Below are 14872 nucleotides of genomic sequence, written 5' to 3'. Positions count from 1 at the left end.
TGTGATTTTCCCGCAGTCGTGGAAGAACTCTGCACGGCCAGCCTGTTCGGCCCTTGGTGCTTCAGCATCTCGGACAACCACCCGGGCAGGCCTGGGCGGTGGAAAATGAGTGAATGCATTCACAACACCACCTTTTTCTAATCTAAACAAAATAAAATGTGGATTTTGTTGCGTACAAAAAAATAAGCCTCGGCGAGGTAGCCGAGACGCAAGATAGTCCTGCTATGAAACCGGATAAACATATCCACTTTTTTCTAACTGCTCATCACTCACTTGACCAATTAGCCAACCAGGTTCCGTAGTCTCAGCGAAATAATATTTTGTGTCATTATAAGAGTAATACCAGAGTGTCCGACCAGCTGGAATCTCATCATTATTAAATGCTATTCCGACCGCCATGTGACCGGTAGTTTGCCCGGCTGGTGGAGGGTAGAACAACAGGGCCACCTTATACCCCATATTCTTTAAAATGGCGGCCAATAATATCGACTTATCTTTACAGTTTCCGGCATCAACCAGTGTTTGAGCGGGAAGTTGGGGCACAGACGACACCCTGTAAGAAATGGCGCCGCCGACAAAACTCTGGACGAATTCGGCAGTATGGAAGTAATCATATCCATCTACCCTGGCTTGTTGGGACAAGCATTCAGCCAGAACGCCGGCGTAGGTATAATTAAGGCTTTCGTTAACCCAGGGAACAAAATTTCCCCCGGCATTTTCCGAACAGGAAGCGACCAACCGCTTTAAGCCATTAGACATGGACGACAGCATAATTGCCTGGGTAATCCCATTGCTGTTGTAAAACGTGTCCACCACTCCACTTATTTTCCGGTCCCAATCAAGCAGGTCTGAAGGTATTTCCACGTGCCAGCGGTATATGATGCCGTTGTACCGCCACTGGTAATCCCTGCCCACGGTATTGACAGAAGGAGGATATTTCAGCGAAGGAACTACTTTAAACAGCGACCTTTGCGGAATTACCGCCATATCATACGGAACCGCATTAACCGGACTATTCCCACTATCTGGATTCGCGGCACCAGTTGAACCGCCTTGATTACCAGGATTTTCGGGGTCCAGTTCTTTTATGGTTAAGGTATGATTTGCTCCGTCCCACGCGGGGATAGTGCCAAAAGCCCGACAAACCCATGCCGCCGGAAGCATGGCTCGTCCATGAAGGGTGGTTACCATCACGTCCATCGTGACGGCTTTACCGTTAACCAACATTACATTGCTGCCGACGGTTAATTGGACAACGGTATCTCCTCTAAGCAGTGTGATTAGGCCATTTTGATATAAAATATGGTCCGAAGAAATGCCGATGGCCATGGCGACGTATCTTACCGGCAGGAAGGTCCTGCCGTTTTGTGTATATGGAGCTACATCCATAGAGCGCTTCTGACCGTCAACGGTGTAAATATGGGAACCAATGGTAAAAACCGTCAGACTTCCAGATGCGAATGCGGGTACGGCGGTAAATAAATAAAACAGAAACACGAGAAGGAAAGTTGCTCTTTTCGGTACGCTCATGCTTGTATGCCTCATTTCCTGTCATTTCGGTGTATTTCCCATAAAATGGTTCGCCAATAAGTGCCAAATTCCTTTTGGAGGGAATGAATTCTATAACTCGCTTGTGCTCTCCGGGCCGGAATACTACCCACGGTACTGCGCTCATTTCTACGTTTGTTTGGAGCCTAAACCGCTCTGACCTTCACCCTGCGCTCGCCTCATCTACTGCATCGCCCTTTGGCAACCTGGGTTTTCGCTGTGCTTTGCCGGCTCACCCAGGCGACACAGCCTCATGGGGTTCGTATGCCTCGGGCCGTGGTTTTGCCTCCGGCTTCCTTCGGATTTCACCTCACGATGGACACCCTTGCCTTTGGCTGGCAGGCTCGTACTAACTCCCTCGCCTGCAGTGGACTTTCACCACAAAGTTAACGCCTATGGCGGGTACCCCAAAAAAAACCAACCCATTAAGGGTTGGGTTTTCGGGGCTATTGTTTATTACCCTGATTGAGCATTGACTTTATTCTCTGATCTTGCATCATAGCCAAAAGGGTTTCTTTCATGGCCGGGTCAGCCATGATATCGATCATAGCCTGCCTCATAGCAGGGTCAGACATTATCTTCACCATATCTGCCCTTGTTTCCGGAGAACTCATAATTTTTATCATGGTTTTTTGCATTTGAGGTGAGTGCATCATGCTCATCATCGCTGACTGCATGTGCGGTGTACTCATGATATTGATCATACTTTCCCGGTTTTCTTGGGTGGCCATAATTTTTGACATTTCCTCCGGCTTGGTGCTCATCATCTTAGCCACCTCTGAAAACCCCATCATTTCGCCCTGCGAAGAAGTTTTTCCACAACCTGAGCCTGCCACCAGAAGACCAACCAAAAGGGTAACGAGCAATGCCAGCTTTATCCTTTGCACTAACTTCCACCCCTTTCTAATATTTTAACCCCTATTTTTCTCCACCGACAACATTTTTCCTCCTTTACCTAACTACTTACTTGCCTACTCAAACTAAATTTGCCAACTAAAAAGTTGCCATTGTAGGTGGAAATCTAAAACGGAGCAATTATGATCACCGAGTAATCCCCATTTATAGTCATGGGCCTGCTGCCAAACTCCATAAGCGTGAAGGATTTTTAGGGTCATGTAGAATTATCTTTCATAAAATGCAAAACATGGAGTGATGCACCTTGATGGGCTACCAGGTACACCAACCTAAGATCTCCTACCAATTCAGCCTCGACGAGCGCGTGCCCAAGAACCACATTCTCCGCGAGATCAACAGGGTCACCGACTCCAGTTTCATCCGTGACTATGTACGCCCTTTTTACAGCCACACCGGCGTGCCGTCTGTGGACCCAGTAGTGATTCTTCAGGAGTTGCCCTCCTCGGTTGCCTATACGGGATAACAAGTGAGAGGAAGTTGGTCGAAAAGTGCCGTCTCAACCTGATTGGTTTTTGGGATATGATCTGGACGAAATGCCTCCTGACCACAGCATCCTTTCCAAGGCGCGGGCCGCTTCGGGAGAAAGGTTTACGAGCAGTTCTTCCGGCAGGTTGTCTGGCTGTGCCAGGAGAGGTCCACTGCCGGCTCAAGGAGACGCCGGAGGAGTATCTCGACCTGGTGTGGCAAGAAAATCCGTTGGAGGATCCTGATAACCCGAGCGAGAACGATTCCTCCGACTTCAGGCAGGTACAACAGGGAGACATCCCAGAGAAAAGGGAAAGAAAAAATCCTGGAATGGTGTAAATGCCAAAACCCAAAACCACCAATACCAGGAGGGATCAGCGATGTACAATCCCCTTTCCCAGAAGCTTGCCATGATCACACCTGAAACCTTAATTGTGGGTGTAGACGTATCCAAGCATACCCACTACGCCCAAATGATCAATTTCCGGGGGGAGGGACTGCACAAGCCGTTCCCATTCCAGAATACCATAAAGGAATGCGAGCTAGTTGAGGCCCGCCTGGCAGAACTGTTGAGGGAAATCCCTTATGCCGGGTACCTGCTCAACATTCCGGGAATGAACATACTACAAGTGGCCACTATAGTTTTCCGAAGTGGGCGACCTGAACAACTACCGCAATGCCAGGCAGTTAATAAAGCTGGCCGGTCTGAACCTGGTGGAAAACAGTTCAGGTATCCACAATGGAAGGACCCGCATCAGCAAGCGGGGCAGAGCAAAGCTGAGCTGCGCGCTCTTCCGGGTAGCCCTGGTTATAGTGGCCAGAACGCAGAAATTTTCGATATTCTACCACTACTACACCACCAGGCCCAACAGCCCACTGAAAGGAAAGCAGTCTTTGGTGGCCATTTGCTGCAGGCTTTTGCGCATCATCTTTGCCCTGGATTTCTTCCCGGTATCGGTCCAGTTGTTTTTCATACTCCCTGGCTTTAAACTGTGTCGGATTAGCCTCTTTAAGGTACTTCCTGACGGTATTCCTGGATACACCCAGTGTCCGAGCTATTTTCCTGATGCTGACCCCCTGGGCATGCTAGTGCTTTGATGCGTTGCCATTTGTACATGCTTACCACCTTTTATATATATTCGACGCATGAACGAAAACTTTTGTTCCAGGAACCACCACCTTATGGAATATTATAGCACGGGCAGAGCAAAAGCAGCCCCAAAAATAGAAAAAGCCCGGCAGGGCCGGGCAGTCTACTTCCTTGACATTATTGAGACTATATGTTAGATTAAAAGCAGGAATACCATAACACACGGCGTGGAGACCTCGACCTGCCGAGGTTTTTCGGTTGCCCTCTAAACTGTGCCAGCAGTTTAGAGGGTTTTTACCTTAATCCCTGCGGTAGGTGATGAGCACCACGAGGGTGAGCAATTGGATGGTTGCCTGCACGATCTGTATTACGTCTTGTGCGGTAATCATCCCCGCCTCACCCCCCTTCGGAGAAGAATCTCCCCCGGCAGGTGAGGCCCGCAGTTATGGTATTCCTTGTCTTATTTTAGCAAGTGCTGTCGGCTTGGACAAGGGACTCTGCAACGCACCTACAAAAAAACAGCCGTCCGCCTGTTTGGTACTCGCAAACCGTTAATTCTTGTGGCAACCTTTTGAGGACAAAAGCAAATTCAGCAATAGTTTTCGCTTTCACCGCACTGCGAAGAAGTTTTTTCAATACGGTCACATCCTTGACTTCCCTTACCTGTTCGGCCACGTCTTCGGAGTAACCGCCCAGGTTTTCCTCCAGCGCGTCAAGTATGGCATTTTGTAAGCCTTGTTGTTCTCCTTGTGCAACCCACTTTTGCCTGATCCCTTCAAACAGCGGGGACGCTTTCATCCTGCTCACCTCAGCACACTTTTCAGTTTGCTGAAGGGAGAACGTCACTTAGAACAGCTTGAAACTCCTCCAGGTTTTTCACCCTTACTGCGCGGCGGAAAAGCATTTTCAGCGTATTCATGTCCTCAATCGCCCGCAGTTTTACCGCCAGTTCACCCGGGTATCGCCCGGTGTTTTCTTCTAAAACTTCGAGAATTGCTTCGATACGGTCTTCTCTTGACCCTTTCTGAATCCCTTCTTGTATCCCTTTCTGAATCCCTTCATTAACCCACTTTTGCCTGATTCCTTCAAACAGCGGGGACGCTTCCATCTTGCTCACCTCGATGTTCTTAAGAATTACCTCGTCTGGAATTTTCCCCAGATGAGCGAACAGTGCCAGGCCGACGTACAGGTCAGGCACCCATTCCGCCGGGGCTTCCCTTATGCGTCTCGCGCAACGGGCCATCAGCTCTTCGTCCGACAATTGCCGCCGCATCAGCGGCACCAGGGGTACAATCCCTACCGGCCCGTACCTTAAAACTTCCTCGGCCGGCAAGTCGGCCAGGTTGATCACCCGGTAGCTGAAGGCCACCACCGTCAGGTCAAGGCAGTCAAAACCGTATCCGTCTTCCTGCGGCCGGCCCGTCAGATTGAGCACCACCGGGTACACGGGCTTCCTGTATTCCCGGTGTTGCATCGCCGTGTACTCCAGCAACCGCAGGGGCATTTCCCTGTCCGGACGGGTCTGGATTTCAATAAGCATTATATATTCATACCCGTCCTCACAGACATTCAGCAGCACGTCCGACTCCCGCTTCACCACTACGGCCTCTTTTTCCAATCGCTCAACCCTATCCGCAGGTATTCCCCGCACCAACTGGACAAAGTGGGGTGAGTACCGTTCAACCAGAGCTTTGATAATAAGGTCGTATTCCTGCAATATCATCACCGGCCCTTTAGTTGATTATAAATTGTTTTCCGCAATTTTAACAGCCCCGCAAGCAGTTTTCCTGGTACCACAAAAAAAAGACCACCTCCGGTTCAAAAACCTATTTTCTCATACCCCCAGCACTTTCAACCCCACCGCCAGCGAACCCATCAACACCGCCAGGGGCACAGCCCCGCCGGGCATTCTCCCCACCAGGACCATCAGGAAGGCCGCCGGCCGGCCCGTACCGCGCCAGGCTTTAAGGCCGCCCCATATGGCGAAGATGGCAGACGCCAAGGCCACCCCGTACAGCACCGGCAGGGGACCAAGGAAGAGCGCCAGCCCTGGGGCAAGTTTCATGTCCCCGCCCCCTATCCAGCCGAATATCCAGCATAAAAACATGGCCACGAACACTACCAGGGCACCAACGATATAATCATACCTTCCCAGCCACAAATCCAGGAACAACCCGCCGAGAGCGGTCGGGTACGTCAACTAGTTGGGGATGGTCATTTCCCACCTGGCGTCCGTATAAGCCGCCGCAAGAGCTACGATGGCAGCGATGATGACAGGAAATTCAATCGACATTCACTAACAACCCCTGCTTCTGAATAGTTCCCAAAAGCTGTATGCGGTCGCAATGGTTAAAATAATGACCGAGCGAAAAACGGCATAAGCGAGCAGGCCCAGCCCGAAGTATAAGGCCCGGTCGGCGAGTTCCGCGGCAAATCGTTCCGTAGTATGCCCCCCCTTTAAACGGCTAAGGGAAAGCGGTTCAAACTGTGATGAAACGCCACCAGAGTCCGGCATGCCAGCAATACTCCCTGAACGCGAACCAGAGCGTCGATAAAAGCACGTACCCCAATACCCACATAATTGCCGAAGCAAAGCTGGCAGCGAATTCCCTGACAAGGATTGCCGCAAAGCACGAGGCCAGCGTATAGCTCGCCAGCATCGGTAACCAGACAAAGCAGAACTCCAGCCAGTTGAAGTAAGTCAGCGGGGACAGAACCTGCCTGCCGGTCGCACGGACGATAGTAGCCGAAAAAGCGGGCAGGAAAAATTCCGCACCACCGAGAAGCAGAAGGAAGAACAGAACGGTGCCAAGCAACTCCTCCACATGACCACCGGTGGCCCAAAAATGTTCCCAGGCGGCCGAGAGTTCGAGCCACGAGGTGGAGTACACGTACCCGTGGGGCGACGGGCCGTAAGGACATTCCTGCCATCTGGTCCCCACTTCGTAAAGGAAAAAAGACAGTGGGAAAAGGTAGATGAACAGTTTATGGAGCAGCCCCAAATGCCACGTAAAGCGAATGGTCCAAAAGGATAAGGACAAAAACCTGGCGGGAAGAAAAAGGATATCGAGAAGCACATTCCCCCGCCACCCAAAAAGTCGTTGTTGTGGTATAATAGCCATAAGGGAAACCTCCTCTGGTTCTTTTTTTGGGGATATAAAAAAGAATTCGCCAGAAAAGGAGGGTTCCCTTCTTATTTCTCCTCCTTTTTCACTATTCCTCTGTTTTTCTTCTTTGGGGTCAATTTTGCTAAAACGCTCCCTGCCCATGCCCGCAACCCGCATAAATCCTGATCCGTGCCGGGGTAAAATATTTTTGCCACTGCCCTAAAACGGCCTATTCATCTCTACTTCCGAACATCGCAATTGGCTCATGCTGGACCGGGAGTGCGACATATTCGTATCTGAATTGCTGATGCCAAAAGAGTGGATGTACAGTGCAATTGACTCGCCGGTATTGAATATGAGAGAAGTGGGGGAACTGAAAGACCTTTTCCAGGTGTCGTGGGAAGCCATGTTGAACAGGCTGGACGAGCTGAAAATTGCCGTTGACGGACGAACTAAACGGCACGTGAGTAGCGCAGAAAATGAACGAGCTGATCAAAAGGTTTAATGACCGATTATTGACCGCTGCGGTTTCCCTTTTCTAAAGGTGGGGCCGCGGCGGTTCCTCTTCAGCGAACAGGTACCCGCGCGAAAAATACCGCCCCCAGTCCCTCTCGTTGCAGTTCTGGAACGCTGACCAATAACTTCGTCCCCTGCAACGGCCGTTTTCCCACCCTGATAGCCCTGGCCTCCATATTCGTTGGCCCGGCGGCAGCCCCGGGTTTCAACTCTCTGGCTGCTTCCTTTACCGTAGCAGGGCTTATTCTGGCGGGGATATTGATTACCTTGCTTACCTCGTGGCTCCTTTCAAGAACCATCCTTAAAGGGGTGCCTACCACCTTTACGCTGGAACTGCCGCCATTGCGCCCGCCCCAGGTGGGCCGGGTGCTGGTCCGCTCCGTACTGGACCGCACGCTCTTCGTCCTGGCCCGGGCGGTCACTATAGCCGCCCCGGCGGGAGCCCTGATATGGGTCCTGGCCAACATCAGCTTTGAAGGACAGAGCCTGCTTGCCCGGGGAGCGGGTTTGCTGGAACCCCTAGGGCGGGCCCTGGGTTTGGACGGCTTCATCCTGCTGGCCTTCATCCTGGGCCTCCCGGCCAATGAAATTGTCCTGCCCATTCTCCTTATGGGCTACTTATCCGCTGGAACTATGGTGGAAATAGACAGCTTAACCATTCTGCAAAACATTCTGGTTCACGGACACGGCTGGACGTGGCTGACCGCATTGTGCACCATGCTCTTTTCCCTGCTGCACTTTCCCTGCGGCACCACTCTGTTCACCATTCAGAGGGAAACAAAAAGCATCAGGTGGGCGGTTTGGGCGGCGGTTATTCCCCTGGCCGTTGCCGGCCTGGTTTGCTTTGCGGTGGCGCAGACAGTGCGGGCGCTGGGGCTGGTATAACTCCCGCCCCACCAGCCGGGGGTGCTAACCTGCTCCTCCAGCCGTACCAGCCTGTCCGTAAAGCTTTTCCCGGCAAAGGGAAGGGCCTGCGGGGACAGGTAGACATTCTCCCTTCTTTGCCGGCGCTTTAATTTTTGGTGAAAGAGGCCGGAAGCCAGAAAGTGAGCCGGCCCGATCTCCAAAAAGTGTTACGATGGGTCCAGGCAGAGGTGGTTTTTCCCTCGTTCCTTTGCCTGATAGCAGGCTTGATCCGCCCTTGCAAGCAGCGAGTCGACAGAATCGTTTTTTTTCGCCTGGGCCACACCCAGGCTTGCCGTAATCCGGCGGTGCGGGAAAGGGTAAGTCTCGATAGATTTACGTATTCTTTCTGCCACTTTCGCAGCATCTCCCCCTTTTGTTCCCGGGAGAATGATTATAAACTCTTCGCCCCCGTAACGGCACGCAATATCCGTAGTCCTGATGGAGTTTTTTATTAACTCTGCCGTCTTCTGCAGCACCACATCGCCGGCCAGGTGCCCGAAAGTGTCGTTATAGGCCTTGAAGTCATCTATGTCCAGGAAAATAACCGACAGGTGGTAACCGTACCTCGCTGCCCTCTGGAGTTCGGCAGCCAGTACATCCCGCAGAACGCGCCTGTTAAGAAAACCGGTCAGGTAGTCGGTTTCGGCTTCTCTTTCCAGGCGGCGTATGAGAGTCGCATTGGCCAGGGCTACCGTGGCGAAGTTTATATATATCTGCAGGTTTTTACTGCCGTTGTCACCCAGGGAAACAGGGGCCGCTATACCCAGCAACCCGACAATTCCCAGAGCAGTCCAGAGGGGATAAACCATGATTTCAGTTCCGGGAGCAGCCTCTGTACCGGTAAAGCCCGGTAAAACCCTCAGCTCCTCAATACTCAAAGAAGACGGCTCAACTTTTGAAAAAATCCGCTCAATCAACGGGTGGACCAGGGGCCATTCCTTCCCGATCAACTGGCTGCCGTTAACGCCTTTCCCCTGGGCCACCCTGATTTTATCACCTTCCCTGAGGCCGACAAAGCACAAGTCGGCTTGATAAATTATGATCAACGAATTAGTTATAAGTTCCAGAACCCTGTCCAGCTCAACGATCGAGGTCATAAGGCGGCTGATCTCGTAGATGCTGTTCAACTCCAGTCTACGCAACCCTAACAGGTTCTTTTCTAAAATGGCGCTGAAAACCTCATTGATCGTCCGGTAAATGTTATGCGCTTTCGTAATGAAGGCAATTTCTTCCTCGCGTTCCCCCAGGGTCGTGTGCCTGGAAGGGGCAACCATGAGATAACCTATCCTCTGGGCATAGCTGCCCAGGCGGTACGCGCAGAGCTTAAGTCCATAAGGACAGGTAAGCATGTCTTTCTCTTCTAACGAACCGCAGGCAAGCTTGTAAAAATCGATGCACTTTTCGTTACGGAGCTCCCTCCCTTTATTCACCTCCTGGCATAATTCAGCCGGCAAACTGAACCGGGAAAAAGGAGCGCCGTTCGCGTCAAAGATGTAGATGTTCGCGTTCGTGGCCCTGGCCAGCGTATCCTGAAAATCCTGCCAGTACCTTACCGGGACGCTGAGTAAAAGGTTCGTGTGCACTAAGTAACACCTCATTTTAGCATGTCTGCTTTGGCCAACCTGCCGAGGACGTTTATCCCCTCTGGAGAGATCTCGTACTCCCTCAGGGAGTTGTCGTGGTTGCTTCCACGGGTTTTCAGGATTCCAAGAACTTTTCTGATGCTGGAATTATCCTCCACGTACCGCAGTATGATTATATTATCGGTGATCAGGGATAATTGCGCTCTGGATACCACCAGGGGCGAAAAGAGGTCTTCGTTGAGCACCGTAAAAATAGTGGTTACGTGCCGCCTCCTGAGTTGCTGTCCTATCGCCCAGAGATAATCCCTGTACTTTTGTATATCGGTAACGCTGCTTTCAAAAGAGGAGATGCTGTCGATGACAAACCTCTCCACCTTTTTTTCCCCAATCATGTCCAGTATCTCGAAAGCGTGTTTATCCACGTCCAGTTCTACGGGGGAAATAAACTTGATCTCCAGCTGGCCCTCTGCCAGATATTTATCTATCTCCCAGCCCAGACAGCGGGCAGTATTCTGAAGTTGATCTACAGGCTCTTCAAAAGAAAGGAATACCCCCTTTTCGCCTTTCTCAGCCCCTTCCAGCAAGAACTTAAGGGCAAACATCGTCTTGCCCGTACCTGTGGCACCGGAAATGAGTGTGATAGTCCCTTCCAGCAACCCACCGCACAACATTTCGTCCAGTCCACAGATCCCGAATTCCTTTCGCCCCAGCTTGACATCGTACCGGAGTTCTTCACCCTCCGGCCTCATCCTTGGGTACACTTCTATCCCCACAGGACCAATTTGAAACAAATGTTCCCCGTGCTGGAAACTGGTCCCCCTCATTTTCAGGACGCGCATGTACCTTTTTTGAAACCGCTTTTCCTCCTGCCCGTAAAGGTGGAAAATCCCATCGGCGATGGCAAACTCGCTCAGGCGCGTCAGCTCCTGTTCCTCGTACTCGCCGACGAGAAATGCAGTGATCTCCCATATCGATAGAACGGCAGCCAGCTCAAAAACAAAGGCCCTGAAGGTCTTCTCGTCCGGGAAGAGGTCCCTTATAACCTTGACACTATCGATTACAACTATGTTCGGCAAATGTTCTTTGATCATTCGAGTCAGGTAATCCAGGCCCTCGCTCGCGCCTTGCCTGCGCAGGACGGCCCCCAGATCCCCGTAAATAACCCTGTCCCCCAGCAGGTCGTCCGAGAAGAACTCAAAATCTTGAAGATGCCTCACCATCTTCAGCTGTGATTCCGATATAGTGGTCAGGTACAGGCTCTTGAGGCCGTTCCTGGCATTGTTAAATATGATATTCTGGACGAATATCGTCTTTCCACTGCCCGGAGAACCAGAAATGATATTCAGCGAATAAGCGGGTATGCCGCCGCCGAGAATATAATCGAGATTTTTTATGCCCGTTATCAACCTCTCCATTTTTCATTCCTCCCTGGAAGCAGAAAGATCCCCGGCAAATTCCTCGTCCAGCTTCTTTTTTATCTCTTCCGCTCTTTCATAACCGAGAAGCCTGGCCAGGATTTCTACATACCTGGTGATAAACTTCATAAACATATCTTCGACCGGCAGGTCCGGGTTCTCCTCCAACCTGGCCGCCATCTTCGCACACGATATCCCATTTTGATCGTACTGCAGGAGTTCTATTTCCTTGTATTCCAGCGAAACCTCCCATACGACCCTTTCCACCAGAAGATTCACGGAAAACGTCCCAAGGTACTTCGACGACGCCGTCCACATCTCCTTAAGCAGAGTTTCATAGCGTCCGATCCGTTTTTCGATGATTTCGCTCACAACAGCCCCTCCTTTTCGGCTAAGAGCTATCGCTCCAGTATGAGCAAGGCCCGGTTCCCCGGTTAGTTATTTCGCAGGTGCTTCACACCACCAGGAATATCGACAGTGATCCGGTAGAGTTCAGGATCTATTCCCTCAGGCACGACCCGGCAGCAAAACACTTCCACCAGCTGAGGGTCGAATTGGGTACCAGCACAGCGGTAGAGCTCCTCTGAGGCCATTTTTATAGACATCCTGGGCCGGTAAACCCGATCCGAAGTCATGGCATCAAAACTATCAGCCACGGCCAGAATTCGCGCCCCCAGGGGAATGGCCTCACCCCCCAATCCTTCCGGATACCCGCAACCGTCATATCTTTCGTGATGGTAAAGGACCATAAGGCTGATGGCTTTCATCCCCGGTATGGCCGAAAGGATTTCATAACTATAAACAGGGTGCTTTTTTATTTCCTCCCACTCCGCGGCAGTCAGTTTGCCCGGCTTGTGCAGGATAGCGCTGGAAATGCCCAGCTTCCCTATGTCGTGGAGTAACCCGGCCAGGTATATATGATTCTGTTCCTTTTCAGTCATACCCAATTTCTTCGCGAGCGCAGCAGCATAGGCCGCCACGCGCCAGGAATGACTGGAAGATACCTTAAACCGGACCTCCTGTAATTTCATCAACGCCCGGGCAGCATGGATAAATGTGGATTTCATGGAAGCACCTCAACATATTTATTCTAAAAATTTCTTTAAAAAATGAAAAGCCGCAGGGAGAAAAATTTTACGCTTCCCTGCGGCTTCCTTTCTCCCCTTGCAACCCAGCCGTCATGGTTCCCCGCGGGGAACTTTAGACCTGTGGCTTTGCGTCCCCGGCTTTCGCCGGGTTTGCCCTCCGGAAAGTTGCGACTTTTCAAGAGGTATTTCAACATTTTTTCAAGATGTATTTCAACATTACCGTTAACTTTCCTTCCTGATTAAGGCGATTTTCGGCAATATCAACGGCATCATCATCCTGAGAAAACCGTTACGGCCCGGTAATAAAGGGTCGATCCTGGGAAAACTCAAGCCTGAGCTGCTTCCTGGCCGTGCTCCAGCCAACCCCATTTCACCAGATCCGCGCTGACCCGCATGACCGGCGGTGTGAGAGGACGGGGGTTAGCCGCCCCCTTTACTCGATATCCTAAAAGCTCTTGCCTTAATCAATCCCCGCCGGCGGTCGGGGCACCTACACACGGAAGCGTGCGGCCAACCTGTCCAGTTCGCCAGCCAGCGCGGTAAGCTCTTCGGTAGAGGCAGAGACTTCCTCCATCGCCGACGTCTGCTCTTCTGTTGTCCCGGCAACATTCTGCACGCCAGCCGACATTTCTTCCGCAGCGGCGGCCACCTCCTGGACCTGCCGCGCAACATCCTCGATGGCGAGACTGATGGCCTTGATACTGGCCCCCACCTCGTTGATCACGCTGCTTCCCTCCGTGACCTCCGCCGCCCCGGCGGCCATAACTTCGACCGCCTTCCTGGACTCGTTCTGGACCGTGGTGATCAGTTCGTAGATCTCCTTGGCGGCGCTGGCCGACTGCTCGGCCAGCTTGCGGACTTCCTCGGCGACGACGGCGAAGCCGCGGCCCTGTTCCCCGGCGCGGGCGGCTTCAATGGCGGCATTCAGGGCCAGCAGGTTCGTCTGGTCGGCGATCTGGGTGATCAGGTCTACTATCTGGGTAATCTGGCCCGCGGTCTGGTTGAGAGCATTAATGGCGGAAGAAACGTTGGCACTTGCTTGCTCAATGGCTTTCATCTGCCCGATAACCCGCTCGACACCCCTGGCACCTTCAGCGGCCCGGGCCGCAGCCTGTTCGGCCGCCGCTGAAACCTTCTGCACATTTTCGGTTACCTGTTCGACGGTCGAGGCCATTTCGCTCATGGTGGCGGCCGTCTCGTTCGCCCCGGCGGCGGTCTGCTCGGCCTGGGTGGCGAGCTGGGAGGCCGAGTCGGCCACCTGCTTGGACGTTTGGACTACCTGGCCGATGATCTCGCGCAAGTTTGTGCGCATGCGGTTGAAAGCCTCGGCTAAACGGGCAATCTCGTCCCGGGTGCGCACCACCAGTTCCTCGCCCGTGAGGTCACCTTCAGCGATACGGCCCGCTTCGCGAACGGTGGCCAGGATCGGACGGGTGATCATGCGAGTTATAAACACTGCTATGAGGAGCCCGACAACCAGGGCAAAAGCGCCCACAAGGATGACCAGAGAGCGGCCGCGGGCAGCACTGGCCTGCATGTTATCCACGACGTTCCCGGTCTTTTGTTCATTTTCCATAATCAGTTCGGCCAGAATCTTTTCAGCGTCGTTGGCATACGAAGCGAAGCTTTGTGCTGCGGCAACTGCTTCCTGGAACTTGCCTTCCTTGGCCAGAGGAATTGCATTGCTGGTAAGCTGACGGTCGTATTCAGTGACCCTGGCGAGCACTTCCTCCAATTTGGGCCGGGCCTGGGCAGAACAGTTGTTGAGTCGTTTCTCCAGCAGGGTCTGCGTGTTCTCGATATCCTTTTTGTATTCGTTCAAGTATTTCTCGTCGCCATAGAGGAGGTAAGCCCGCAGGTCTCTTGATGCTTCCTTGTAGGCGTCGACAATCTGATAGTCAAGACTGAGGCGTACCACCCGCTGATCGACATTGGCGGCATTCGAGATCGTATTCCCCATTATGAGCGACGACTGGATTGCCACGGCAGCCATGAAAAGAAGCAGCAATACGAAACCGCCGCCGATTTTCATCCCAATGGACATTCTCATTTCAAGATCCCCCTCGTATTAAGTTCAAGCAATGAAACTCAGATTGATGATAAGCCACATCGTGCCCGGCTTCTTGACGATGCCCCGCAGAATGTTGTATTTGCTACTATAAAACTGATCCATTTTTAGCCCCTGTGATATTGTCAAACTGATCCACCCTGGAAGCCGTGGTAGACAAAATGATACTGT

17 protein-coding genes and 1 riboswitch are annotated in these 14872 nt (G+C 52.1%); of the genes, 5 read left to right on the top strand and 12 right to left on the bottom strand.

The window, feature by feature from the left end:
• Positions 1–222 precede the first annotated feature (222 nt).
• Entirely contained in the window at positions 223–1530 is a 1308-nt protein-coding gene (locus J2Z49_RS09380; protein ID WP_307402416.1) for a stalk domain-containing protein, read from the bottom strand.
• A 464-nt stretch (positions 1531–1994) separates the two neighbouring features.
• On the bottom strand, positions 1995–2435 hold the full coding sequence (locus tag J2Z49_RS09375) for a hypothetical protein (protein WP_307402413.1): 441 nt from the start codon (positions 2433–2435) through the stop codon (positions 1995–1997).
• A gap of 272 nt (positions 2436–2707) precedes the next feature.
• Between J2Z49_RS09375 and J2Z49_RS09370 the strand changes: the two genes are divergently transcribed.
• The 3 genes from J2Z49_RS09370 to J2Z49_RS14890 all read left to right on the top strand — a co-directional run bounded on the left by J2Z49_RS09370 (position 2708) and on the right by J2Z49_RS14890 (position 4026).
• Positions 2708–2926 (top strand): hypothetical protein, encoded by a 219-nt coding sequence (locus tag J2Z49_RS09370; RefSeq protein ID WP_307402411.1) that lies wholly within the window; start codon positions 2708–2710, stop codon positions 2924–2926.
• 56 nt (positions 2927–2982) lie between these two features.
• Positions 2983–3267, top strand: a complete 285-nt coding sequence (locus J2Z49_RS09365; RefSeq protein ID WP_307402408.1) for a hypothetical protein — start codon at positions 2983–2985, stop codon at positions 3265–3267.
• 312 nt (positions 3268–3579) lie between these two features.
• Positions 3580–4026 carry a transposase gene (locus tag J2Z49_RS14890; RefSeq protein ID WP_456151686.1) on the top strand — a complete coding sequence of 149 codons (447 nt, stop codon included), beginning with the start codon at positions 3580–3582 and terminating at the stop codon, positions 4024–4026.
• Positions 4027–4483: 457 nt separating this feature from the next.
• On the opposite strand, the gene J2Z49_RS09350 is transcribed toward J2Z49_RS14890, so the two are convergent.
• The 4 genes from J2Z49_RS09350 to J2Z49_RS09335 all read right to left on the bottom strand — a co-directional run bounded on the left by J2Z49_RS09350 (position 4484) and on the right by J2Z49_RS09335 (position 7140).
• Positions 4484–4816, bottom strand: coding sequence for a hypothetical protein (locus J2Z49_RS09350; RefSeq protein WP_307402405.1), 333 nt, complete (start codon positions 4814–4816; stop codon positions 4484–4486).
• Between the two features lie 22 nt (positions 4817–4838).
• Positions 4839–5741, bottom strand: a complete 903-nt coding sequence (locus tag J2Z49_RS09345) for an RpnC/YadD family protein (RefSeq protein WP_307402550.1) — start codon at positions 5739–5741, stop codon at positions 4839–4841.
• 111 nt (positions 5742–5852) lie between these two features.
• Positions 5853–6218, bottom strand: coding sequence for a prepilin peptidase (locus J2Z49_RS09340; protein WP_307402403.1), 366 nt, complete (start codon positions 6216–6218; stop codon positions 5853–5855).
• A 280-nt stretch (positions 6219–6498) separates the two neighbouring features.
• On the bottom strand, positions 6499–7140 hold the full coding sequence (locus J2Z49_RS09335) for a hypothetical protein (RefSeq protein WP_307402400.1): 642 nt from the start codon (positions 7138–7140) through the stop codon (positions 6499–6501).
• A 340-nt stretch (positions 7141–7480) separates the two neighbouring features.
• Here J2Z49_RS09335 and J2Z49_RS09330 point away from each other — a divergent pair, with 340 nt between their 5' ends.
• Positions 7481–7630: a hypothetical protein gene (locus J2Z49_RS09330; protein WP_307402398.1), complete on the top strand. Its 150-nt coding sequence runs from the start codon at positions 7481–7483 to the stop codon at positions 7628–7630.
• Positions 7631–7691: 61 nt separating this feature from the next.
• On the opposite strand, the gene J2Z49_RS09325 is transcribed toward J2Z49_RS09330, so the two are convergent.
• Positions 7692–7940, bottom strand: a complete 249-nt coding sequence (locus J2Z49_RS09325) for a hypothetical protein (protein ID WP_307402396.1) — start codon at positions 7938–7940, stop codon at positions 7692–7694.
• On the opposite strand from J2Z49_RS09325, the gene J2Z49_RS09320 reads away from it, so the two are divergent.
• Complete coding sequence (locus J2Z49_RS09320; RefSeq protein WP_307402395.1) at positions 7900–8526, top strand: nucleoside recognition domain-containing protein; 627 nt, start codon at positions 7900–7902, stop codon at positions 8524–8526. The genes J2Z49_RS09325 and J2Z49_RS09320 overlap by 41 nt on opposite strands.
• A 188-nt stretch (positions 8527–8714) precedes the next feature.
• Here the strand turns inward: J2Z49_RS09320 and J2Z49_RS09315 are convergent, their stop codons facing one another.
• The 5 genes from J2Z49_RS09315 to J2Z49_RS09295 all read right to left on the bottom strand — a co-directional run bounded on the left by J2Z49_RS09315 (position 8715) and on the right by J2Z49_RS09295 (position 14677).
• A complete protein-coding gene (locus J2Z49_RS09315; protein WP_307402393.1) occupies positions 8715–10130 on the bottom strand; it encodes a diguanylate cyclase in 1416 nt (471 codons plus the stop codon).
• Positions 10131–10141: 11 nt separating this feature from the next.
• A complete protein-coding gene (locus J2Z49_RS09310) occupies positions 10142–11545 on the bottom strand; it encodes an ATPase domain-containing protein (RefSeq protein WP_307402390.1) in 1404 nt (467 codons plus the stop codon).
• Between the two features lie 3 nt (positions 11546–11548).
• Positions 11549–11917, bottom strand: a complete 369-nt coding sequence (locus J2Z49_RS09305) for a hypothetical protein (RefSeq protein ID WP_307402387.1) — start codon at positions 11915–11917, stop codon at positions 11549–11551.
• A gap of 62 nt (positions 11918–11979) precedes the next feature.
• Positions 11980–12612: an HD-GYP domain-containing protein gene (locus J2Z49_RS09300; RefSeq protein ID WP_307402385.1), complete on the bottom strand. Its 633-nt coding sequence runs from the start codon at positions 12610–12612 to the stop codon at positions 11980–11982.
• A gap of 95 nt (positions 12613–12707) precedes the next feature.
• Positions 12708–12798, bottom strand: a riboswitch (cyclic di-GMP riboswitch).
• A gap of 325 nt (positions 12799–13123) precedes the next feature.
• On the bottom strand, positions 13124–14677 hold the full coding sequence (locus tag J2Z49_RS09295; RefSeq protein WP_307402383.1) for a methyl-accepting chemotaxis protein: 1554 nt from the start codon (positions 14675–14677) through the stop codon (positions 13124–13126).
• Positions 14678–14872: the final 195 nt, after the last annotated feature.

The organism is Desulfofundulus luciae, assembly GCF_030813795.1.
GTDB classification, from domain to species: domain Bacteria; phylum Bacillota; class Desulfotomaculia; order Desulfotomaculales; family Desulfovirgulaceae; genus Desulfofundulus; species Desulfofundulus luciae.
Note: the sequence above shows the minus strand (reverse complement) of the source record. Positions and strands in the feature narration are given on the sequence as shown.

Bases quoted from the DNA above. Each gene is read 5' to 3' on its own strand.
- J2Z49_RS09380 (WP_307402416.1), bottom strand. From the start codon at position 1,530: ATGAGCGTACCGAAAAGAGCAACTTTCCTTCTCGTGTTTCTGTTTTAT.
- J2Z49_RS09365 (WP_307402408.1), top strand. From the start codon at position 2,983: ATGATCTGGACGAAATGCCTCCTGACCACAGCATCCTTTCCAAGGCGC.
- J2Z49_RS09350 (WP_307402405.1), bottom strand. From the start codon at position 4,816: ATGAAAGCGTCCCCGCTGTTTGAAGGGATCAGGCAAAAGTGGGTTGCA.
- J2Z49_RS09345 (WP_307402550.1), bottom strand. From the start codon at position 5,741: ATGATATTGCAGGAATACGACCTTATTATCAAAGCTCTGGTTGAACGG.
- J2Z49_RS09335 (WP_307402400.1), bottom strand. From the start codon at position 7,140: ATGGCTATTATACCACAACAACGACTTTTTGGGTGGCGGGGGAATGTG.
- J2Z49_RS09330 (WP_307402398.1), top strand. From the start codon at position 7,481: ATGAGAGAAGTGGGGGAACTGAAAGACCTTTTCCAGGTGTCGTGGGAA.
- J2Z49_RS09325 (WP_307402396.1), bottom strand. From the start codon at position 7,940: ATGGTTCTTGAAAGGAGCCACGAGGTAAGCAAGGTAATCAATATCCCC.
- J2Z49_RS09310 (WP_307402390.1), bottom strand. From the start codon at position 11,545: ATGGAGAGGTTGATAACGGGCATAAAAAATCTCGATTATATTCTCGGC.
- J2Z49_RS09300 (WP_307402385.1), bottom strand. From the start codon at position 12,612: ATGAAATCCACATTTATCCATGCTGCCCGGGCGTTGATGAAATTACAG.
- J2Z49_RS09295 (WP_307402383.1), bottom strand. From the start codon at position 14,677: ATGTCCATTGGGATGAAAATCGGCGGCGGTTTCGTATTGCTGCTTCTT.